The sequence below is a fragment of the Fructilactobacillus vespulae genome (assembly GCF_047324295.1).
In the GTDB taxonomy this organism is placed as follows: Bacteria; Bacillota; Bacilli; order Lactobacillales; family Lactobacillaceae; genus Fructilactobacillus; species Fructilactobacillus vespulae.
Genome location: NZ_CP137138.1, coordinates 1,320,557 through 1,343,848, shown reverse-complemented (window position 1 = coordinate 1,343,848; position 23,292 = coordinate 1,320,557). Strand labels below are relative to the sequence as shown.

Sequence of the window (23,292 nt, the reverse complement as noted above, 5' to 3'; positions counted from 1 at the left end):
AATAAGGATTGATAAAAGATAATGAAAAAATTAAGTAAAAGTAGTAATTGGATTATAGTGAGTCTGTTTTTATTAATCAGTGTAATCTTAATTGGTTTGTTGTCATATAGTTCGCCGATGTATGAATTTAATTATTCGGGTGATAACAATAATTATATGACCGTGGGAAAATCCATGATGCATGGGATTGTTCCCTACAAAGATTTATTTGAGCAAAAGGGACCCTATGTATATTTAATCTATGGGTTGGCTTCTAAGATTTCGTTTGAAACATTCATCGGTTCGGCCGTTTTTGAAATATTGATTTTAACTTTAATAATCTGGTTGACTTATAAGATTGCTAGGCTATATTTACAAGATTACTTAGCTTTTGGAGTTTCATTATTTGTTCCCGTTTTCGTATTCATGCAACCTTTTTATACATATGGAGCAACTGTTGAGTTTTTCGTATTTCCAGCAATCTTAAGTTTGATTTATTTAACCCTAAAAAGTGGGCGACAGAATTTTGAAATTAGTAAATTAGATTGGTTTATTCAAGGATTCCTAGTTGGAGTGGTATTCTTTTCTAAATATACTTTATTGGGATCTTGGATTGCCTTTTATTTAATCATTTTTGGAATCTATCTTTATCAACGACGGTTTCCAGCGATTGCTAAATTATTTTGGAGTAGCTTGAGTGGGTTTATTTTGGCTACGGTGCCTTGGTTAATTTATTTTTGGATTGAAAATGGATTGCAACAATTTTTTGACGTTTACTTTTATACTAATATTTTTATGTATGGTTCAGTTAACGGTAATGGATTGACGCGATTAATTAATTCGATTTCCACCTATATTCAGTTCTTGGTAACTAGTAATCCGGTAATTACTGGTCTGGTCTTAGTCGCTATCTTTACGCTGTACTGTAACCGGAGAGTAATTAACAACAAAGCAACTTTTAAAGTAATAGTTGCGATGATGTTGACTAATGCAATTTTAGCCGTGATTGGTGGAACTTTTGGTGCCTATTATTTACTAGCTTATTTTCCTTACTTAGTTTTAGCATATCTATTATTGGTCGTGGCACTTAATAAAAAGGGAATGTTAAAGAGTCTTCATGCCGGATTATTAACGACCATATTGTTGATTTTAGGTTCGATATTTATGACGATTTCGGTTAATCAAAATTTACAATATTCTAAACTTTTCCCAAATAATCCAGCAATTACTAATCATGGTGGTAAAAAAGTACAAGAATCAGCTCAAATTAAGTTTGGTAAAATAATGAAGAACGAAAGTGACGGTCGACCAACGTTGCTAACATTTGGATTTTTAGAGAATGGTTTTTATACTACTTCTGGAGCATATCCAAATGTGCGTTTCTTTGAACGAAATAATATTCCGTATAAAAAATATCCACAAATGCTAGACGATGCTGCCGCCGCAATTGAAAAGAAAAAAACGCAGTGGGTGGTAATTGTGGTGGATGCAACTACTAATAATAATTTAGATTACCAGATCAAAAATTCATTTAAAAAACATGTTTATAAAAGAGGAATCAACGCGCTAAATGATTCTTATGAGATTCGAGCACATCATGCTCAATTTTCGCAAGGCAATCAAGTTGAATATGTTTTATATAAGTTAAAATAAAAAGCTAAAAATTAGTGAGAACTAATTTTTAGCTTTTTTTGACGGTTATTTTATTTTTTTTGAAACAATTTAACGTATATAACACTTCCTATAAATCCAGTCAGCATAAATGGAATGAAGTCTAAACTCATACTAAAGAGTGGAATGTTTGTTACGCACCATTTGTCTAAAGCTGTAAATGGCGCATGAAGCATAGGTGGTAAGGAATGGAACATATCGAGTGTTGCTGGAATTAAAACTAAAGTCATGGTTACTCGATATATGATTTTATTTTTACCGATAACTTTGCAGCAAAGTGCTAACAGTATCAAAGTAATTGCGAGGGGATATAAGAAAACCAATACGGGTAAAGAAAATAAGATGATCTGGTCTAAACCAAGGTTAGCTAAACCAAAAGCAATTAAGTTTGAGAATACTAAAAACTTGTGATAACCAATTTTGGGAAAGCGATTACCTAAGTCTTGAGAAAACGATTGTAAAACTCCTAGAGCAGTTGTTACACAAGCAAGAAAGGTTAATACTGCTAAAACAGCAGCTCCAAAAGCACCAGTATAGTGGTTCATTATGATTGTAAAAGCAGTTCCACCATCTGTGCTTATTTTGGTATAGCTTAGACTAGCAACTCCCAGTGCAATTAAAAGAACGTAAATTAATGCTTCCAATCCTAAAGCAGAAAAGCCAACTTTTGCAACTGACCAAGCATGTTTCTTCTCATCTTTTACAAATACTTTTAATGCGGTAATGATGGTGACCCCAAAACCAAGTCCTGCTAATGCATCCATTGTATTATAGCCTTCTAAGAATCCATTTATAAATGAACCAGTTCCTTTTCCAGCTACTGGGATGGAAGGTAGTTTAGTTAAATCTCCTTGTAAACAAAATGCAATAAAGAAGAGAGAAAATAATAAAATGATAAATAAAGGATTTAGAAATTTTCCGACGCTATTAATAATGCTGTTTTGGTTATAGGCTAAGTAAACGATTAAGCTAAAAAAGAGGGCCGAAAAAATGAATAGAGCAGGGTGAACCCAACTATTATTTGGTAAAAATGGTTTCACTCCCATTGTGAAAGAAACGGTTGCCAATCTTGGAGAACCAATAAATAAACCCATAGAAGCATGAGCAAAAATTAAAAAAAGTAATGAGAATGTGGTTCCTACAGGTAGTGCTAAGTCATACATACTTTTACTTTTGGTAATACTTAAAGCTAAAATAGATCCCAATGGTAGTAGTACTGCCGAAAGAACAAAACCCAATGCTGCTGGTAACCAATTTTCTCCGCTTATTTGGCCTAGGTGAATTGGAAAAATTAAGTTTCCAGCGCCAAAAAACAAACCGAATAATAGTGATGATAATAATAAATGCTGTTTGAAATTAGATTTCATTTTTAATTTCATAAAATTACTCCTTAAATTTTTAATAAAACATAAACTTTGTTTTATAACAATTGGTGGTATAAAAAAACGTCCCTGACTGTATTAATACAGTTAGGGACGTTTTACACGTGTTACCACCCAAATTTCCATTTACTAAATTTTTGCGCAAAAAAATATAGGAAATAAAAAAGCATCTCTAACTGTCAAAAACAGTTAGGGACGCTTCAGCGTGTTACCACCCATATTTCCAATTTAAGTAATTGGCTCTAAGAGTACGATTGATTAATCAACGATACTCGCTTGCTATAATGGGCAAACCCATCAGATATTAGTTAATTCATATCTGAAACTTGTAGATGATTTTCGATTTAGACTGATTACCTCATCTCATCAAACAGAGGCTTTCTTAAAATCAGCAATAAACTTACTTTTCTACGCTCAGTCGTTATGTTTTATTTGAGATTTATCATAATTTAAAAAAATAAAAAAGTCAAGCTTACTTTTGGATGTTGGAATTTTATTAGGATAATAAAAAACGACTGAGCAAATGCCTCAGTCGAATCCAATTAAGTGGGATTAATAAGTCCAACGATTTCTTCTAGTGGGAAGAATCATTAGGATAAAGAACCAAATCGTACCAATAAATGGTAAAAATGAAATTAGAACCCAACCACCAGAGTGATCAGAATCGTGTAAACGACGGAATTTCAATGATAAAGTACCTAACCAAACTAGAAAGGCAATTGTTTTTGCAACTGTATTGACAGTCAAATCACTGAACGTATAAATTGTATCAATTGAATATCCATTTGCAGTAGAAATATAGTTTACGATAATTCCACCAATTATATAGTTAATAATAATAGGCCACCAGTATTGTGAGCGTGAGGAAGTACCACTGAAATTAAATAGGTTGTTCCAAAATTCTCCATAAGCTTTAAACATTAGGGATTCTCCTTAATTATTTTTCTTTATTTTATTCTTAACTTTGTTACCGGCATTAATAGTTTGATCTTTGGCCTCTTTATAAAATGACTTGGTTTCCTTAGTGATTTTTTTACTGCCATCTTTTACCAATGATTGACCGTCTTCAAACGTGTTTTTTAAATTTCCTTTTAGTTGATCAAAAATTCCTTTGGCTTGCTGTTTTTGATCTCCAGTTAATTTACCCCAAATTTTTTCATTTTTTCCTTTTAGAATATCTTTGGCATTTTGTAATTTTGACATAGTGAAAACCTCCTTATGTAGTGATTTAATTTTAATACTAAAATAACTGAATCTCAAATTAATTTACTGAAATACATTTTTATTTAGTGAAGTTTACGGATAAAATATCTTGAGGACGAACTACGAAAATAGAATCGCCAATAAATTTTACATCGCCATCAGCTTCATATAGTGAGAATTCAGTAAAGTCAATGACAATTTTATTTGAGCCTTGAACTGGGTATTCAATTGACTTAATGTTTTTGATTTCGGTTTGTGATTCATTTCTTAGAGTTACAGTTGCTTTCATAATAAACACCACCTCTCTATTGATATTATAACAAAGCGAATTGAAGGGGAGTGAAAATAGATAAAAAGTGATAAAATAAAATTTTTTTGCAGGTTCACTAAATTATTAACATATTTTATTTATGTGAATAACTATTGAAATATCAGTGTAATAAAATTAATTTATTGCGTAATAAATTAACTTATTAATATTCGGTATATAATTATTTTTGTACATTATTAAAATGTTTAGTTGACATATGTTGTACTATTGTTTAATGTATCAAGTAATAATAAGTTTTAAATTATAACATCAGTAATTTTCTTATTCTTAAGCACACGTTTAATACATAACTGGGTACGTTATGTAGCCAATAGGGGCCTCGATCCTATTGATTTGATTATATATCACTGTACCTAAAAGCCATTAGTTAATTACTAATGACTTTTTTTGTTTATTATTGAGCAATCGGAAGGATTTTTACCAAAATATGGTATAATGACATTGTTAAATATGAAGGAGGTTATTACTATGAAAAAAGTTGCTTTAGTTACTGGTGCAGGTCAAGGAATTGGTGCTGCAATTGCTAAACGTTTACATAAAGATGGTTTTGCCGTTGCTTTAGTTGGTAGAACTGCTGCTAAGATTGAAAAAATTGCAGATGAAATTAAAAAAGATAATGGGGATGCTTTAGTTATTACTGCGGATGTTGCAGATCGTGATGCTGTATTTGCAGCAGTTGATCAAGCTGCTAAACATTTTGGAGATTTCAATGTAATGGTTAATAATGCTGGTGTTGCACCAACAACACCAATTGCAGATGTTACTCCAGAAGTATTGGAAAGTGCTGAAAAAATTAATGTTGGTGGAACAATTTGGGGAATCCAAGCTGCATCTGCTAAATTTAAAGAACTTGGTCATGGTGGTAAGATTATTAATGCTTCTTCTCAAGCAGGTATGACTGGTAATCCTAACCTTACAGTATATGGATCCACTAAGTTTGCTATTCGTGGGATTACGGAAACCACTGCTCGTGAATTAGCTGATTTTGGAATTACTGTTAACGCATACTGTCCTGGAATTGTTGTTACTCCAATGATGGAAGATATTGCTCAAAAGGTTGCTGATAAAGCTGGTAAACCTTTTGAATGGGGAATGGAACAATTCTCAAAGGACATTGCTTTGAAACGTCTTTCACAACCTGAAGATGTAGCTGGATGTGTTTCATATTTAGCTAGTCCAGATTCAGATTACATGACCGGACAATCATTATTAATTGATGGTGGAATGGTATTTAACTAAACCAATATTTTAAATATTAAAAATCCACTAACAATTTGTTGGTGGATTTTTCTTTTAATGAACTTAATTAAAGTGAGGGAACAACTATGAAAATAATTTTTTCTAATGAAATTGTTAATCGAGCTGCAGCTTATGCTTTAAGACAAGCAATTTTTGTTGAGGAGCGTGGAATTGATGCAAACGTGGAATTCGATAAAAAAGATACAGATCAAAGAATTTATGGGGTGCTATTTTTAGAGCCTAATTTTCCAATTGCAACGTTAAGATTAGAGCCTCAAAAAAACCGAGTAATTCGGTTTGGTAGGATTTGTACTCGAAAAGAATATCGAGGGCAAGGTTTCGGTCAAAAGCTTTTAGAAGCAGCCGAACAATGGGCACTTGAAAATGGGATGATTTCTGGAGAGATTCATGGTGAATTGACGGCTCAAGTATTTTACGAAAAATGTGGATATCAAGTTACGGATGGTCCGTATTATGAGGATGGAGCTCCAGTGGTTAAGATGGCCAAAAAATTAAAATGAAAAATGAGCGCTAGTTTTAGCGCTTTTTTTATAAAAAAAGAGACATCTAATTAAAGATATCTCTCAAAAATCCACCGACTATTTTTATAAAAAATTTTATAAATGATGAAAAATCCACAGAATTTCCACCGATTTTTTTGCTAACTAATGCTAATCTATTATAATCGATGAATTTTAATAGTGTTTAAAACGTTGATATAACGGGCTTATTATAACCAGCTATAACTATAAATGGAGCTGGCGGGATTTGAACCCGCGTCCGAATATGTCGCCACCTGAACCTCTACATTTATAGGTCGATTATTTAAAATTCACCAGTCATGACGCCATTAACCAAGGCTTATATGATTAGCTAATCTGATTAGTCTCTTCACTTTACTTCAGATGGGAGCAAAATGCGTAAGTCCACTTAATTTAGGACCCAGGATAACCCATGGACGAGATTAGCTGGATCTACGTCGACTACTTTTTAGGCAGCTAAGGCGTAAGAATTGTTATTATTTTTTGCAGTTATAATTAAACTGGACGATTTAACGCATCGCAGTACGAAATGCAGTTCAAGCTCGAACCATACCCGTCGAATCCATAACAGCCCCGAAAGGTACAACGTAGTATACCATAAATGTTAATTAAATTAAATTAAAATGTTTAAGTCCATTAACGATTCCTGAATCAGTATTAGCAGTCGTAACGAATTCAGCATGATCTTTAACGTTGGGCTTTCCGTTCCCCATTGCAACTGCGTGGTCAACAAAATCCAGCATCGGAATATCATTGTTTCCATCCCCAAAAGCATAGGTGGGAATTCCTTGGTATCCAGCAGCATCGATTAATTGTTTAATTCCGGTTGCTTTGGAAACGTTATGCGCCACAATATCAATACTAAAGGGAGAATTTCTGAAAAAGGACAGTTTGTCACCAAATTTTTCTTGATATTTATCATCTAAATTAGTGTTGGTTACAAACATCATGTCGATAGGATTGTCATACCAGTATGATTTTGAAACCACTGGTGGAATGGGAGCATGTACTAAATCACAAGCCTTAATTAATAAGTCATCATGACGAGATGATCCTTTACCTTTTTGATTTAATACGGTAATTGAATTTCCATTTTCCTTGGCAAATTCGTCTAATTGATCAATTGTTTGCGGTTCAATGACATCGTGAAAGAGTTTTTTTCCATTTTGAATTCCATAAGCACCGTTTGAAATTACAAGTGTGTTGATTTTTGTTTTAGCAATTGTGTCAGGAATTTCATATAATGTTCTACCCGTTGCAATGATGGGTAAACCACCGTTATCTCGAATCTGATCTAGAGCATCAGCAACTTCATCGTTAACTTTTGAATCGGCGTCGAAAAGGGTTGAATCTAAATCAAAGAATACTAAATATTTATACATGAATACACCTCACCTAAAATTATCGTTCAATTATAACATTTGAATTATATTTCTACTATATATTATCTTTGATTACAGTTACAATAGGGATAGGATTTTATTATTAAAGGAGAAATTATGCGAGAAATAGAAATAACTGGGTCGGCAGCAAGTAAATTCGAAGGTGGATATCCCCAAATTAGTTTGAAGGACTTTGCTAACGAAACAGATTTCACAAACAACGGTGAATGGGTAGCTTTAATTAAAAGTGGCCATTTTGTAGCTAGTGCATATTTAGCTAAAGAAGGTAATGGTTATGGTTGGATTTTAAGTAGAAAAGAAAACCAAGAAATTAATGAAAACTTCTTTACTAGAATTTTTAAACGAGCTTTTAACCAACGTTTAACTTCAATTGCCGAACAAACAAATGCTTATCGTCTATTTAATGGTCAAGGTGATGGCTTAGGTGGAATTAACATTGATAATTATGGTGGTGAAATTGTAATTAGTTGGGAAAATGAAGGGATCTATCAACAAAGAAATCTTATTTTGCCTGCAATTGCCAAGGGCTTAGAAACCTATCAAAATATCTACGAAATTAAGCGCTTTGAAGGTAATAGTAGCGTTAAGCCAATCTTTGATTTAGCCCCAGATGCTCAAGAATTTAAGGAAATAATTGAAGATGGAACGACATATCCCGTTCATTTAAATGGAGCAAGTAAAACTGGATTAGACTTAATTTTTAGAGATGTAAGAAAACAAGTTAAGAAAAATTCAAATTTAAAGTTAGTTCTAAACTTATTGTATGATCAAACGGGAGTGGTTAGTGCTTCAATTACTGGTGGAAGTAATCAAACTGAAAACGTTGATCAAAGTAAGCGTGCCAAGTCTGATTTAGTACAAGAATTGGTTGCAAATGACGTTGAAATGGAAAGTCAAAAAGTAAGAAGCATGGATATTAATGGCTTTTTAGACTATGCAACCAAGCATAACTTACATTTTGATTTAATTACGATTAATTTGCCAACCTTTATGAGAAGTAAAAAAGGTAACTTTAATATTAGAAAAGACTTAACTAAATTCTTAACTAATGTTTTTGGATTAGCTAGTGCTCAAGCAGATTTATTTGTGACTACACAAACAAATGCCGTTAATTTAAAGGATTTCCGTAATGGAATCCAAACTGCAATCACTAATTCAAAACATAAATTCATTGAAAAAGAGCAATTTAAAACTCCAATTGACTTCCCAGTGGATCGCGAGTATTTAAAAAACAGTCCATTTAAGGGACTTTGGTTTAAATTGCAAAAATAATTTAATTAGTCAGTTTATCTAAGAATTTATTAATAATGTGAAATCGCTTACAAATTTGTTGCAATTGTATTTTTAGAGACCTATAATTAAGCCATAAAATTAATGGTAAATCTTAGGAGGATAAGATTATGTTATATGGAAGCATTGAAGCTGGTGGAACTAAGTTTGTTTGTGCGGTAGGAGACGAGAATTTTAATGTAATTGACCAAACACAATTTCCAACAACTACTCCAGACGAAACGTTAGCTAGAACAATTAAATATTTCAAAAAATTTGATCATATTGATGCTTTTGGAATCGCTTCTTTTGGCCCAATTGATGTTGATAAAAATTCTGAAACATATGGATGGATTATCAAGACTCCCAAAAAAGGTTGGAGTAACATTGACTTTCTTGGAAAAATGAAAGAAAACTTTGATGTTCCTATGTACTGGACAACTGATGTTAACGGTTCTGCATATGGTGAATACGTGGTTGCTAAGAAAAATGACGAGAACATTAAATCAGTTAGTTACATGACTATTGGTACCGGTATTGGTATGGGAGCTGTGATTAACGGAGATTTCTTAGGAGTAGCGGGAACTCCCGAATTTGGTCATATTAAGGTTAGAAGACATCGTGATGATATGGACTTTAAAGGTACTTGTCCATGGCATGGTGATTGTTTAGAAGGTCTTGCTTCTGGTCCTACTTTTGAAGCTAGAGATGGAGTAGAAGGAATCAAAACCCCCGTGGGTGATCCTAAATGGGATATTGTAGCTTACTACGTTGCTCAAGCAGTGGTTGATTTAACGGTTACTTTCCGTCCTAACAAAATTGTTTTAGGTGGGGGAGTATGTACTCCAGAATTCGTTGACAAGGTTAGAGCTCAATTTACACTTCTATTTAACAACTACTTAAACGTTGGTTCACTTGAAAAATACATTACTAGACCAGAAATTCCACATAATGGTTCTGCAACATATGGTGATTTTGTGCTTGCCCAAAAAGCAATTGATGAAGCAGCTAATATCTAATTTAAAGGGGATAAATTTATATGTCATACATTAATTTTGATGATTCAAAAATAAGTAAATTTATAAACGATAATGAAGTTCCAGAAATGCAAGCTTTGGTAACAGCAGCAAATGAACAATTGCGTCAAGGTACTGGGGCAGGAGCTGATTTTCGTGACTGGATTAATTTACCAAGCGACTTTGATAAAGCTGAATTTGATAGAATCAAAAAAGCAGCTACTAAAATTCAAAGTGATTCTGAAGTATTAGTTGTAATTGGAATTGGTGGATCATATCTAGGAGCTAAGATGGCAGTTGACTTCTTAAACGGATCTTTTTACAATTCTAAGTCAAAAGATGACCGTCGTGGAGTTCAAGTGTTCTTTGCTGGTAATTCACTAAGTGCATCGTATTTACGTGAATTACAAGACTTTATTGGCGATCGCGACTTCTCTGTTAATGTCATTTCTAAATCAGGAACGACTACAGAACCATCCATTGCCTTTAGAATTCTAAAAGAGAAATTAATCCAAAAATATGGTGAAGCAGAAGCTGCGCACAGAATTTATGCCACCACTGATGCTAAACATGGTGCTCTTCGTAAGGAAGCGGATGCAGCTGGCTATGAAACCTTTATTATCCCTGATGGGGTTGGTGGTCGATTCTCAGTATTAACTCCTGTTGGATTATTACCAATTGCTGCTACTGGTGCTGACTTAGATCAATTGATGAAGGGGGCTGAACAAGCTGCTAATGATTACGTTGATCCTGATTTAAGTAAAAATGATGCATATCGTTATGCTGCAATCAGAAATATCCTTTACCGTAAGGGTTATGTAACTGAATTGTGCGAAAACTATGAACCTAACCTTAGAATGTTTTCTGAATGGTGGAAACAGTTAATGGGAGAATCAGAAGGTAAAGACCAAAAGGGAATTTACCCATCATCTGCAAACTTCAGTACTGATTTGCATTCATTAGGACAATACATTCAAGAAGGATTACGTAATTTATTTGAAACCGTAATCAAGGTAAAACAACCACCATATAACGTTGACATTCCCATGGATGACGAAAATCTTGATGGATTAAATTATCTAAAAGGTCAATCAATGAATGAAGTTAATGACAAAGCCTATGAAGGAGTTGTTTTAGCTCATAACGATGGTGGCGTTCCAGTGCTAACTGTTGAAGTTCCAGATGAATCTGAATTTAGTTTAGGTTACTTAATTTACTTCTTTGAAATTGCAGTAGGGATTTCTGGTTACTTAAATGGAATTAATCCATTTAATCAACCCGGAGTTGAAGCATATAAGAAAAATATGTTTGCTTTGCTTGGAAAACCAGGTTTTGAAGATTTAGCAGAAAAGTTAAATAAAGAATTAGAAAAATAATAATAAGTTGAAAGCAGGCCTAGTGCCTGCTTTTTTCTATCTACGATACTATTAGTTGAAATTGATAGTTGTTATAATGAAACATATTTTAATTACTTTTGAAATTAGGAGGGTTGTATATTAGATGAAAAATACAAAAAATAGTGTCCCCAAAGTAAGCAATGGCTTTTTATTTTATTTAAGCTTTGGAATTTTGGGAACTCAAATGGCTTTTGGCTTAGAAAGTTCACAATTAGGCCGACTATTTCAAACCATTGGAGCTAAACCGGAATTATTGGGAATGATTTTTATTATCCCACCGCTAACGGGTTTAGTGATGCAACCAATTATTGGAAAATATTCTGATAAAACTTGGATACCGCAGTTGGGTGGTAGACGAATGCCGTATTTAATTGTAGGAACCATTTTTACAATGATTACTTTAATTTTGTTGCCTAATTCCGGCAGTTTTGGTTGGACGAGTTCCACCGCAGTGATAGTTGCATCTTTAATTGTTGGCGTATTTATGCTGGCTTCTAATGTTTGTATTCAACCTTATAAGATGCTAGTCGGGGATATGGTTAATTCTGATCAAAAAGGGAAGGCTTATTCAATTCAAAGTTTGTTAGCAAATATTGGTTCTGTAATCGCAGCAATGGCACCTTTTATTTTGACGGCTTTAGGGGTTTCTAATACAGCCCCTAAAGGAGTAGTTCCCGATTCAGTTTTATTTGCATTTTACATAGCAGCTGCAGCAATTGCGACATGTAGTTTAGTTACTATCTTGCTCATTAAAGAATTTTCACCAGATCAATTTCGAAGTTATCATGGGATTACTGAAAATGAAAATACTAAAAGTATGGTTAATTTGTTGAAAGAAGCCCCCAAGGTATTTTGGCTAGTTGGATTGGTTAATTTTTTTGCATTTTTAGCTTTTGGTTATTTATGGATATATGGATCAGGAGCGATTTCTGCTAATATTTATAATTCTATTGATCCCAAAAGTATTGGGTATCAAAAAGGTGCTAACTTATTTGGGGTATTTTCAGCACTGTACGCTTTATCAGCAGTGGTGGTTTCCTTAATGTTGACGAAGGTGAAAAAGAAACATTATGTTAAGGTATTATCAGCTAGTATGTTAATTGGGGGAATTGGTTTTATTGTAGTATTTTTATCACATACCGTTTTACTAACTGGATTAGCATTTGTGATGGTTGGAGTTGGATGGGCAGGACTGTTGGTTTATCCACTAACAATGGTGTCTGATTCAATTTCAGAAGAATATATTGGCACTTATTTAGGCTTATTTAACATTCAACTATGTATCCCCCAAATTGTTGCATCAATTCTAAGTGTAGTGATATTGCCGTTAGTAAATGGTTCAATGCCAATGATGATACTAATTAGTGGGGTAAGTATGCTGATTGGTGGAATTATTGCTAGCTTAATCAAATTAAAATAATCAAAAGAAGGGATAAAAGATTATATGGAAAAAGATAAACTATGGTGGAAAAACGAGATATTTTATCAAATTTATCCACGTTCATTTCAAGACAGCAATGGAGATGGGATTGGTGATTTACAAGGAATAATTTCCCGTTTGGACTATATTAAAGATTTAGGAATTACAGCAATTTGGCTTTCACCAATCTATAAATCACCGATGGTTGACATGGGATATGATATTTCAGACTATCAAGCAATTGATCCTATTTTTGGAACAATGGCTGATTTTGATGAATTGATGGAAGAGGCCCAAAAACGTGATATCAAAATAATAATGGATCTAGTGGTAAATCATACGTCTGATCAGCATCCATGGTTTAAAGAAGCTATCAGTAATCCTGAAAGTCCATATCGTGACTTTTATTATTTCAAGAAAACCAAAGATGGTAAAAAGCCCAATAACTGGAGATCAATTTTTGGTGGATCTACTTGGGAACCAGTTCCCAATGAACCTGGTAATTTTTATTTCAATTCATTTTCTAAGTACCAACCTGATTTAAACTGGGAAAACCCTAAACTACGAAAAGTAATTTATAAAATGATTAACTGGTGGTTGGAAAAGGGAGTTGCCGGTTTTAGAGTAGATGCGATTAACTTTTTGAAAAAAGATCAAGATTGGAAATCACTACCGGCGGATGCAAATGATGGTTTGGTTTCAGTTATTCATAAGGGACAAAATCGTCCCGGTTTAGAAGTGTTTTTGGATGAACTAAAACACGAAACTTTTGAAAAGTATAATGCAGTAACCGTGGGAGAAGCATACGGGTTAACTCCAGCTGAAACTAAGAAAATGGTTGGAAAAAATGGTAGTTTTTCAATGGTGTTTGACTTTGGTTATATGAATATTGAAGTGGAAGATATTGATGAATGGTTTAGAGGTCAACGCGATTGGACAATTCCTGAGTTAAGAAAACTACTTTTTGAAACGCAAATGGAGTTACAAGGAACCGACGGCTGGTTGGCAACCGTGTTAGAAAATCATGATCAACCACGAGTTTTAAGTAAATTAATTAAAAATAAATCAGATCAAACAGCAACTGCTGCAAAAGCACTAGCCACCATGTACTTTTTCTTACCAGGAGATCCTTTTGTTTATCAAGGACAAGAATTAGGAATGAAAAACACACAATTTGATAATATTTCAAAATTTAAAGATATTAATACGATGAAAAATTATCAAATTATGTTAGATAATGGTTGTTCAAAAGAACAAGCATTAAAAATGATTAATTTTGAATCAAGAGACAATGCAAGAACTCCAATGCAGTGGAATGGCAGCGAAAAAGCAGGCTTTACAACTGGAAATCCTTGGATTGAACTAGGTAATGATCGAGTTGGAATTAATGTTGCTGATGAACAAACCGATCCAGAATCAACGTTGAATTTTTACCGTCAAATGATTTCTGTCAGAAAAGAACATCAAAATATTTTAATTAATGGGAACTTAAGTGAAATTAACGATGTTCCTGAAAATATAATTGCATATAAACGTGAATTAGACGATCATGAATTATTGGTTTGGGTTAATTTATGTGATAAAGTAAGCAAACTGCCAGAAAAAGTTGAGGGTAAAGTTTTACTTAATAACTACGATGACTACTCAAGTCGAGAATATAGAGAATTGGATCCATATCAAGCAATCGTTATTTATCAATAAATAGTTTGTGATTCTAATCTTAATGTTACAGTTATGTTTCAATTAGATTAACGTAAATGACAATTAAGTTAAGAGTCATGCAATTTGAACATAAAGGCAAATATAGATGTTAATATCTAAAGAGTAAATTAAATTAAAAAAATAAAACTAATAAATAAATTTCAAAGAGGAGAATCATTCTATGAAGAACGAAAAAGTACATTATAAGATGTTTAAAGCTGGTAAGAAATGGATGTTTGCAGGAATTGCTACAGTTATGGTAGCTGGTGGATTTATTTCAACAAGTAATCCAGTTCAAGCTGATGCCATCTCAAATGGTACAAAATATGTTGGTACTCCTTATTCTTATGGTGGATTTGATTGTTCAGCTTTTGTTCAACAAGCCTTTGCAGAAGATGGTATTAGTTTACCTCGTACTTCAGGTGCACAATACTCTGCAACTCAAAGAATTGACGAATCACAAGCTCAAGCTGGTGACTTAGTATTCTTCGGTGTAGGTGGATCAGATCACGTTGGTATTTACCTTGGTAATGGTCAAATGCTTGACTCACAACTTAATGGTGTTACTAACAACGATTCAATTTCATACTTTGGTGGACCAGTTTCTTATGGTCGAGTAAATGGTACTGCAACATCAACTCCAGTTGCTCAAGCACCAGTTTCAGCTGCAAGTGAACAAGCTGGACAACAATCAGAAGCAACTTCTGACTATTCAGCACCTGCACAAGAATCAACTGGTAGCGTTGCATCAACTGACTACACAGCCGAATCAGCTAGTGACAATTCACAACAAGCCGTTTCAGCTGCAGCCGATGATGCTCAAAGCGATGCTGTAGCAACCGATGTACAATCACAATCATCTGTTTCAAGTGATGATGTAGCAACTGATGCACCTGCACAAGACGTTACTTCAAGTGCTGCAGTTGCACCTGCTTCAGAAGCATCTAACGCAACTTCAACTAAAACTTACACACTTTCTGAAGGTCAAAATGTACGTGAAAATGGCTCATTAAATGCCAAAGTTACTCATCAATTAGCTGCTGGTTCAGTAGTAAACTATGACAAGACTATGGTTGCTGATGGATACACTTGGTTACACGATACTGAAAACGATTCATGGATTGCTGACTTAAGTTCAGTTCAAGCTGGTGGCGTTTTTGTACCAACTACTACTCGTAACGTTCGTAGTTCAGCAAGCCTAAACGGTAACGTAACTGGTCAAATTACTAACTACGATGCAATCGTATTTGATGGTACTGTTCAAGCTGATGGTCACACTTGGTTACACTACAAGAACTTCAACGGTGCAGATCGTTACGTTTCAGATTTTAAATAAAAATAATAAATAAAAAAGCGAATTCATTTGAATTCGCTTTTTTTGTTTGTTGTTTTAAAATTAACCTTGATATTCTTTTAGTTTTCCACGGAAATCTGATAAATTTTGATAGCCTTTTTCTTTCATAATCTGAGTTAATTCATTATTTAATCTTTCAAATATTTGAGGACCTTCTTTAGCAAGGGCAGTTCCAACTTCAACTAAATCTGCACCGCAAAGAATTAATTCAAAGGCATCCAATCCATTGTTAACTCCACCAGTTCCAATAATTTTTATTTCTGGCTTTAATCTTTGACGAAAGGCTCGAACATTTGCTAATGCAACTGGTTTTACGTAGCTGCCGCCAATTCCTCCAAAGCCACCTTTAGGTTTAATTACAACTGATTCAGTTTCAGGGTCGATAATTAAACCGTTACCAACACTATTAATGGTATTGATATAGGTTAGTGTATACTGATTTAAGATTTTAGCAACTGCATCATATTGTTGTAGATCGAAATAGGGCGGTAATTTTACTCCTAATGGCTTAGTATAAAAGGAAAATACAGCATCTAATGTTTCTTTAATTGCATCATAATCATAGGCAATTTGGGGTTTTCCAACCACATTTGGACAAGAAAGATTTAGCTCACATAGACCTTCAAATGAACTTGCTTGGACAATTTTTAAAGCTTTTAAATTATCTTCCATGGAAGTTCCAGAGATAGAAAGATCAATTGGCTTATTAGTTTTGGAGTTTTTAATATAGTCAAGATAATATTCTAATCCCTGATTGGGTAGTCCCATGGAGTTAATACTACCAAATTCAGTATTGTAGTACCGTGGCAAAGGATTTCCTGGGCGAGGTTCTAAAGTAGCACTTTTAGTAGTGACTCCTCCAGCTTCAGAATTAAGGACTTCATCCATATCTTTAGCGGTTTCGTCAAAAACTCCCGCTGCATTAATAAAAGGATGTTCAAATTGTTCATGGGAAATTGATGCGGAAATTGAAATTTTAGACATACATTTCTCCTTACAAAAAAACCACGATTATAAAAATACATTCAGAGAAGGTATGATTATAATCGTGGCATTAATTTTAAGTTAGTTATAATCTGTTGGCCTCTCTGAACCAAGTTGAGATTGATTAAATGTTATATAAATTCACAATGTTTGTCAAATAAAAGATTTTGGTTGACTTTTAACAAACTTTTTAATAAAGTATATACAAATAAAAGAGTGCTTTAATTTAATCCAGAGAGATTAAAAAGTTAACCGAGTGTTTAAAAACTTCTTTAGGCATGCTAAGTTAATTTTTAGCATGTCTTTTATTATAAGTTTATTTTTTTGCTTTTAATAAAAAAGGAGAAGTGCAATGTCGATGAGTAATAATCTAGTTACAGTTGAAAATATGAGTGAAGCAGAAGTTCTACATAAAATTAAGTTAGCCCAAGCTTTTAAAGCCGGGAAAAAGATTAAGTTAACCAGACCAGTTTTTGCAATGAACCTGTTTTTTGAAAACAGTACTAGAACTCATACTAGCTTTGATATGGCTGAAAGACGTTTAGGAATGCAAGTTCTAGAATTTAATGATCAAACTAGTTCATTAACTAAGGGAGAAACATTAGCTGATACCATTAAAACAATTCAAGCAATTGGTTTAGACTTCGCAGTAATTAGACATCCAGAAAATGAGTATTATTCAGAGTTGCTAAAACAAAAATTAGACATCAGCATTGTTAATGGTGGTGACGGTAGCGGCCAACATCCTTCACAATCATTGCTTGATATGATGACTATTTATGAAGAATTTGGAACCTTTAAAGGACTTAAAGTGGTGATTGCAGGTGATCTTAACCATTCGCGAGTTGCGCGCTCAAATATGGAATTATTAAATCACTTAGGTGCTGAAGTTTACTTTTCTGGTCCAGATCAATGGTATGATGAGAAATTTGATAAGTTTGGTAAACATATTTCAATTGAAAAGGCTGCTGAAATAGTTGATGTAATGATGCTTCTTCGAGTACAAAAAGAAAGATTAGGAAAAGAATTGGATGATTTTGATGAGACTGATTATCATGCAAAATTTGGCCTAACCAAAAGTCGCTACCAATTAATGAAAAAGTCTGCGATTATTATGCATCCTGCACCAGTTAATCGTGGAATTGAAATTGATTCTGATTTAGTTGAAGCCGACAAGTCCCGAATTTTCAAACAAATGACTAATGGAATGTATATGAGAATGGCAATTTTAACTGATATTTTAGAAAGCAAGGGTTTGATTGCTTCAAACTCAAAGGAGATTTAGATGAAAATTCTAATTAAACAAGCTCAAATTTTTCAAGCACAAAATTTTAAAGAGTCTGATATATTAGTTAATGATGGAGTGATTCAAAAAATTCAACCAGAAATTGATGAAGATGTTGATAAAACAATTTTTGCTAAAGGTAAAAGTTTGCTTCCTGGATTGGTAGATGTGCATGTTCACTTTAGAGATCCCGGACAAACTCAAAAAGAAACAATTGAAACTGGTAGTACGGCATCTGCTCATGGTGGCTATACTACGGTTTGTGCCATGCCAAATGTAACCCCAGTTCCTAATAAAATTAATTTAATAAAAAAAATGATTAGTGATAATCGTAAAAAAGGGATTATTAACGTTGAACAGTTTGGTCCGATTACTTTTGATGAAACCACAGAAAAATTGGTTGATTTTAAAGCGTTTAAAAAAGCTGGGGTCATAGGTTTTAGTAATGATGGTTTTGGGATTCAGAGTGCTAAGGTTATGTATGACGCAATGATGGCAATTAAAGAAACTGGATTACCATTGGCAGCCCATGTAGAAGATCATCGACTCATGAATGGTGGGGTAATTAATCCGGGAGAAGCAGCTGATCGTTTCGGTCTTAAAGCAGCCGTTGATGTGGCAGAAACTAGTCAATTAGCTCGCGATTTAGAGTTAGCTAGAGCTACTGGTGTTCACTATCACGTCTGTCATGTCTCAAAAGCTCGTAGTGTAGAATTAATTAGACGGGCAAAACAAGATGGAATCAACGTTACAGCTGAAGTTACGCCTCATCATCTAGTTCTAGATGATTTAATGATTAGACAAAATGATCCTATGTATAAGATGAATCCACCTCTACGAACTAAAGCGGATCGAGAAGCATTATTAAACGGACTTTTAGATGGAACTATCGATATGATTGCTACTGATCATGCTCCGCATACCATTGCTGATAAAGGCGATTCTTTTGAACATTCAGCTTTTGGAATTACCGGGATTGAAACGGCCTTTCCAGTTCTTTACTCTGAACTAGTTAAAACAGGAAAGGTTACTTTAGCTAATTTAATCAGTTGGATGAGTAGTAAGCCAACTCAGATTTTTAATCTAAACGATAATAATGTAATTAAAATTGGTAATTTAGCCAACTTCTCATTGTGGAATTTGGCTGATGAATCAATTGTAACTGCAGCAGAAATGAAATCTAAAGGAACTAATACTCCATTTATAGGAAAAACGGTTATTGGTAAAAATACATTAACATTTTGCAACGGTAAAATTGTTTTTGAAGCATAAATTATAAAAAGTCTAAAAAGGCTTTTTTATTTTGCAAATTATTGGTAGAATTGAAACATACGTTCGTATGAAGGGGTGGATTATGAATAATTTAAAAAAGATAACTAAACATTTAGCGATTTTGAGTATTTTTCTACTGGGGATTGGAACCCCGATTAGTACGCAAGCAGATAATGTAATGCCTAATCAGACTGATACTTATCAAAACTTAGCAAATCAAGATTATCAATCTGGAAATCAAGCCTATGATATATTAAATAATGATCAGCCAGAAACTATTACAAATGGCAATTTCCAGCAAAGTAAAATTGAGTATTCAAATTTAGATAATTATAATCGAGCTGGTACGGCAACTGCTTATTTGACTAAGGATAATTTAGGCAAGTCAAAGGGACGAGCATCGCAAATCTTTAAACCCACTGGTTGGAATAATCAAGCCAAAAAAATAAATGGAGAACGAGTTTTTCCGGTTAACCGGGGCCACTTAATTGCATATACTTTTTCCTTTAACTTAGATCAGTCTGGAAAATATAATAAAGGGGAAAAAGGTTCAATTGATAATCCCAAGAATTTATTTACTCAATCGGCATTTTCCAACCAAAAAATTATGCAAATAACCGAAGATAGTGTTAGAGATGCATTAAGTGCTAATAAAAAAGTTATTTATCAAGTTACTCCGATTTACCGTGGTAATGATTTAATGGCCCGTGGTGTTTGGGTTCAAGCGATTAGTACAGATGGAAGCCTTCACTTTGATCGCTATTTGTATAATGTGCAACCAGGGTTAGCATTTAATTATGCCAATGGTCGTTCTGTTATTGATGGAACAATGACGGTTCCTAATCCACCAGAAAAGACGAGTGCAAAAAAATATAAATCTACTAGTCATCGAAAAAAATACACCAAACACTATTATTAAATAAATGTTGACAATTGAATTTAAAACATGTAAATTAGTATCAATAATTAAAAGACAGAGCGTAGAAGAGTAAATTAAATTGGTTGTTAAAGAGAGTCTTTGGTTGGTGTGAGAAGATAGCATCATTTAATTGAAAGTAGTCTACAAGTTGTAAATACGAAGCTTGAGTATTTACTGGGTGTGCCCATTATCGCATTTAAGTATGATTATTAATGATACTTTTTGAGCCAATTAGTAATAATTGGGAATATAGGTGGTAACACGTGGAAACGTCCTTAACTGTTGTTTGACAGTTAGGGATTTTTTTATTGGTTATAGGTTTATTTTCTTATTTATTATTAATTGGGAACATAGGTGGTAACACGTGTAAAACGTCCTTAGCTTTTAGCTAGGGACGTTTTTTAATACCAATTATCATTTTTAACATTACTTATTGAGTCAATATTTGTGAAAATATTGAAAATTAAGGTGGTACCACGACTGTCGTCCTTAGCAATTGTTGCTAAGGTTTTTTTATTTTGAAGGAGAGAAGTTATGGAAAATAAAAGCAAAATTGGATTCAAACAGTATTTAATATTAGCATCACTATTATTTGGTCTCTTTTTTGGTGCCGGTAATTTGATTTTTCCGATTAATTTAGGACAAACTGCTGGACCTAACTGGGTTCCAGCTACCATTGGTTTTTTATTATCATCAATTTGTTTACCATTGTTTTCAATATTAGCGTTAAGTATTACAAAAAGTAAAAGTATGTACAATTTGGCTGAACCAGCTGGGAAACCTTTTGCAATTGTATTTTTAGTTCTTACTCATGCCTCACTGGGTTTATTAATTGCAGCACCCAGAACGGCTACGGTAACATTTTCAATGGGAGTACAACCATTTTTACCTAAAGGAGTTAGTGGAATTGCATTATTAATCTTTTCCTTTATTTTCTTTCTAGTAACTTTATTATTAGCATTTAACGAGCAAAGCGTTACTCGAAACGTTGGAAAAGTTTTGAATCCATTATTTATCATTTTAATGATTCTATTATTTTTTATCGCCTTTTGTTTATATGATGATATCCGTGATTTACCATTAATGCCAACTTCTGGTAAGGGAATGAGTTCTTTTACTACTGGATTTTTAGAAGGATATAATACGATGGATGCCTTAGCTGGTCTAAGCTTTGGGATTACAATTATTACTGCAATTGAAATTTTTGAAAAAAGAACTAAACAAAAATCACTTGCTATTGCTAAAGTTGGTAGTTTAACAATGGGGTTTGAAGCTCTAATCTATACATTTTTAATTGCTTTAGGAGCTGGTAGTTTAAGCTTCACTAAGGTAGCTGCTGATGGTGGCCAAGCTTTTACCGCAATTATGCGTCACTATACAGGAATTGCAGGAGCTGCAATACTAGCGGCGTTGACATTGTTAGCTTGTTTAACCACTGCAATTGGATTGTTAACATCTTTATCTCAAGATTTAAGTAGTCGCTTTAAGAAGATTAGCTATAAACAATTTTTGATTATTGCAACTGTTATCTCGTTTGGAATTGCTAACTTTGGGTTAACTAAAATAATTTTATATTCAGCTCCAATTTTAAGTTTCTTATATCCGTTAGCAATATCATTGATTTTGTTAGGAATGCTTTATCGTTTTATTGGTAAGAATACTTTTATCTATAAAGGAACCATTGGAATTGTTATGATTCCTGCAGTTTTGGATTTAATCCATAATTTACCACCGGTACTATTATCGTTTAAACCATTTTCAGCAATCAATCGATGGGGACTAAGTTATATTCCATTATTTGAAATTGGTTTAGACTTTATTCCGTTTTTATTGATCGGTTTAATTGGGAGTCTAATTTTTAATCAATTTAAAAATAAATAATAAAATTTACAGTCTATGTCTTGAAATGTAACATTAAAGTTTGCCATTTTACCTTAAGAGAACTATATTATTAGTAACTTATTTAGGAGGAAATAATATGAGTTCTACTAAAAAAATGAGCAATTCGGCAAAAGGATTACTCTTGGCAATCTTTGCTTCAACGTCTTGGGGATTTTCTGGAACGCTGCAACAATTTGTATCACAAGAAAATAATATTCCAGCCGGTTGGTTCTTATCTGCGAGAACAACATTTACAGGAATTATTTTATTAGCTCTTTGTGCAATTATCTATAAAGGTCGCATTTTTGACGTTTTTAAGAGCGTGAAATCAATTATGTGGTTAGTTGCCTATGGTTTGTTTGGATTGGCTGCCAATATGGGTAGTTTCTACATTGCCATTCAACAAGGTGGTGCTAATGGTGCCAGTACAGCGACAATTTTACAATATTTAGCACCACTATTTATTGTGGTTGGAGCCTTACTATTTAAGAAGGAATTACCTAATAAAATTGATTTGTTGGTCTTTGTCATTGCGTTAGCAGGAGTGTTCCTTTCAGTAACCAAGGGTAATTTAAATGAGTTATCAATTCCAATGATTTCCTTAGTAATGGGAATTATTTCTGGTGTTACCGCAGCATGCTATGTGGTTTTACCAAAAGAAATTGGGAAAGATAATCCACCACTAATTATTTTAGGTTGGGGAACTTTAATTGCTAGTTTTACTTTTAATTTAAATCAACCAGTTTGGGTGGGGGTTCCTCACTTGAGCACTGGTGGTATTCTGGGAATTGCTGGAATTATCTTTTTTGGAACAATTATTACATTTCCAACTATTATTTATGCTACTAGATTTACAACATCATCAGCAATTAGTTTAATTGATGCCATTCAACCGGTAATTACTTTTATTATTAGTATTTTCTGGTTCAAGGCAACTTTAAATATTGTAGAAATTTCTGGGGCAGTATTGATTATTATTGCCATCTATATTCTTCAGTATTCAGAAAGACATCAAAAGATTGATGAATTGCTTTAAAAATTGAT

Annotated in this window: 20 protein-coding genes, 1 other RNA gene and 2 other annotated features; of the genes, 14 read left to right on the top strand and 7 right to left on the bottom strand. The window is 33.4% G+C overall.

What is annotated here, in order from left to right:
* Positions 1-21: 21 nt before the first annotated feature.
* Positions 22-1,632, top strand: coding sequence for an ArnT family glycosyltransferase (locus R4B61_RS06700; protein ID WP_413627486.1), 1,611 nt, complete (start codon positions 22-24; stop codon positions 1,630-1,632).
* 50 nt (positions 1,633-1,682) lie between these two features.
* Here R4B61_RS06700 and brnQ (R4B61_RS06695) read toward each other — a convergent pair whose 3' ends face one another.
* The 4 genes from brnQ (R4B61_RS06695) to R4B61_RS06680 all read right to left on the bottom strand — a co-directional run bounded on the left by brnQ (R4B61_RS06695) (position 1,683) and on the right by R4B61_RS06680 (position 4,524).
* Complete coding sequence (gene brnQ / locus R4B61_RS06695; protein ID WP_413627485.1) at positions 1,683-3,029, bottom strand: branched-chain amino acid transport system II carrier protein; 1,347 nt, start codon at positions 3,027-3,029, stop codon at positions 1,683-1,685.
* 191 nt (positions 3,030-3,220) lie between these two features.
* Positions 3,221-3,457: a binding site (T-box leader), on the bottom strand.
* 127 nt (positions 3,458-3,584) lie between these two features.
* Positions 3,585-3,953, bottom strand: a complete 369-nt coding sequence (locus R4B61_RS06690; protein WP_413627484.1) for a DUF805 domain-containing protein — start codon at positions 3,951-3,953, stop codon at positions 3,585-3,587.
* Positions 3,954-3,965: 12 nt separating this feature from the next.
* On the bottom strand, positions 3,966-4,235 hold the full coding sequence (locus tag R4B61_RS06685) for a CsbD family protein (RefSeq protein WP_413627483.1): 270 nt from the start codon (positions 4,233-4,235) through the stop codon (positions 3,966-3,968).
* Between the two features lie 79 nt (positions 4,236-4,314).
* The gene (locus R4B61_RS06680) at positions 4,315-4,524 is read right to left on the bottom strand and encodes a hypothetical protein (protein WP_413627482.1); all 210 of its coding nucleotides are present in this window, start codon (positions 4,522-4,524) and stop codon (positions 4,315-4,317) included.
* Positions 4,525-5,034: 510 nt separating this feature from the next.
* Between R4B61_RS06680 and R4B61_RS06675 the strand changes: the two genes are divergently transcribed.
* Together R4B61_RS06675 and R4B61_RS06670 are read left to right on the top strand one after the other, a co-directional pair.
* The gene (locus R4B61_RS06675; protein ID WP_413627481.1) at positions 5,035-5,805 is read left to right on the top strand and encodes a (S)-acetoin forming diacetyl reductase; all 771 of its coding nucleotides are present in this window, start codon (positions 5,035-5,037) and stop codon (positions 5,803-5,805) included.
* An 86-nt stretch (positions 5,806-5,891) separates the two neighbouring features.
* Positions 5,892-6,326, top strand: a complete 435-nt coding sequence (locus tag R4B61_RS06670) for a GNAT family N-acetyltransferase (protein WP_413627480.1) — start codon at positions 5,892-5,894, stop codon at positions 6,324-6,326.
* Between the two features lie 229 nt (positions 6,327-6,555).
* Here the strand turns inward: R4B61_RS06670 and ssrA are convergent.
* Together ssrA and R4B61_RS06660 are read right to left on the bottom strand one after the other, a co-directional pair.
* Positions 6,556-6,922, bottom strand: a transfer-messenger RNA (tmRNA) gene (ssrA, locus tag R4B61_RS06665).
* Between the two features lie 33 nt (positions 6,923-6,955).
* A complete protein-coding gene (locus tag R4B61_RS06660) occupies positions 6,956-7,729 on the bottom strand; it encodes a Cof-type HAD-IIB family hydrolase (RefSeq protein ID WP_413627479.1) in 774 nt (257 codons plus the stop codon).
* 117 nt (positions 7,730-7,846) lie between these two features.
* Here R4B61_RS06660 and R4B61_RS06655 point away from each other — a divergent pair, with 117 nt between their 5' ends.
* The 6 genes from R4B61_RS06655 to R4B61_RS06630 all read left to right on the top strand — a co-directional run bounded on the left by R4B61_RS06655 (position 7,847) and on the right by R4B61_RS06630 (position 15,889).
* Positions 7,847-9,022: a class I SAM-dependent methyltransferase gene (locus R4B61_RS06655; RefSeq protein WP_413627478.1), complete on the top strand. Its 1,176-nt coding sequence runs from the start codon at positions 7,847-7,849 to the stop codon at positions 9,020-9,022.
* A gap of 128 nt (positions 9,023-9,150) precedes the next feature.
* Positions 9,151-10,038: an ROK family protein gene (locus tag R4B61_RS06650; protein WP_413627477.1), complete on the top strand. Its 888-nt coding sequence runs from the start codon at positions 9,151-9,153 to the stop codon at positions 10,036-10,038.
* A 20-nt stretch (positions 10,039-10,058) separates the two neighbouring features.
* The gene (locus R4B61_RS06645) at positions 10,059-11,411 is read left to right on the top strand and encodes a glucose-6-phosphate isomerase (protein ID WP_413627476.1); all 1,353 of its coding nucleotides are present in this window, start codon (positions 10,059-10,061) and stop codon (positions 11,409-11,411) included.
* Between the two features lie 124 nt (positions 11,412-11,535).
* Complete coding sequence (locus R4B61_RS06640; RefSeq protein WP_413627475.1) at positions 11,536-12,852, top strand: MFS transporter; 1,317 nt, start codon at positions 11,536-11,538, stop codon at positions 12,850-12,852.
* 24 nt (positions 12,853-12,876) lie between these two features.
* Entirely contained in the window at positions 12,877-14,553 is a 1,677-nt protein-coding gene (locus tag R4B61_RS06635) for a glycoside hydrolase family 13 protein (RefSeq protein WP_413627474.1), read from the top strand.
* A gap of 181 nt (positions 14,554-14,734) precedes the next feature.
* A complete protein-coding gene (locus tag R4B61_RS06630; protein WP_413627473.1) occupies positions 14,735-15,889 on the top strand; it encodes an NlpC/P60 family protein in 1,155 nt (384 codons plus the stop codon).
* 60 nt (positions 15,890-15,949) lie between these two features.
* Here R4B61_RS06630 and R4B61_RS06625 read toward each other — a convergent pair whose 3' ends face one another.
* Positions 15,950-16,891, bottom strand: coding sequence for a dihydroorotate oxidase (locus R4B61_RS06625; protein ID WP_413627472.1), 942 nt, complete (start codon positions 16,889-16,891; stop codon positions 15,950-15,952).
* 352 nt (positions 16,892-17,243) lie between these two features.
* Here R4B61_RS06625 and R4B61_RS06620 point away from each other — a divergent pair, with 352 nt between their 5' ends.
* From R4B61_RS06620 to R4B61_RS06600, 5 genes are all read left to right on the top strand, one after another.
* The gene (locus R4B61_RS06620; RefSeq protein WP_413627471.1) at positions 17,244-18,176 is read left to right on the top strand and encodes an aspartate carbamoyltransferase catalytic subunit; all 933 of its coding nucleotides are present in this window, start codon (positions 17,244-17,246) and stop codon (positions 18,174-18,176) included.
* Positions 18,177-19,448 (top strand): dihydroorotase, encoded by a 1,272-nt coding sequence (locus tag R4B61_RS06615; protein ID WP_413627470.1) that lies wholly within the window; start codon positions 18,177-18,179, stop codon positions 19,446-19,448.
* Positions 19,449-19,530: 82 nt separating this feature from the next.
* A complete protein-coding gene (locus R4B61_RS06610) occupies positions 19,531-20,367 on the top strand; it encodes a DNA/RNA non-specific endonuclease (protein WP_413627469.1) in 837 nt (278 codons plus the stop codon).
* A gap of 48 nt (positions 20,368-20,415) precedes the next feature.
* Positions 20,416-20,647 (top strand) — a binding site (T-box leader).
* A 254-nt stretch (positions 20,648-20,901) separates the two neighbouring features.
* Positions 20,902-22,248 carry a branched-chain amino acid transport system II carrier protein gene (brnQ, locus tag R4B61_RS06605; protein ID WP_413627468.1) on the top strand — a complete coding sequence of 449 codons (1,347 nt, stop codon included), beginning with the start codon at positions 20,902-20,904 and terminating at the stop codon, positions 22,246-22,248.
* A gap of 97 nt (positions 22,249-22,345) precedes the next feature.
* Entirely contained in the window at positions 22,346-23,284 is a 939-nt protein-coding gene (locus R4B61_RS06600) for a DMT family transporter (RefSeq protein WP_413627467.1), read from the top strand.
* Positions 23,285-23,292 lie beyond the last annotated feature (8 nt).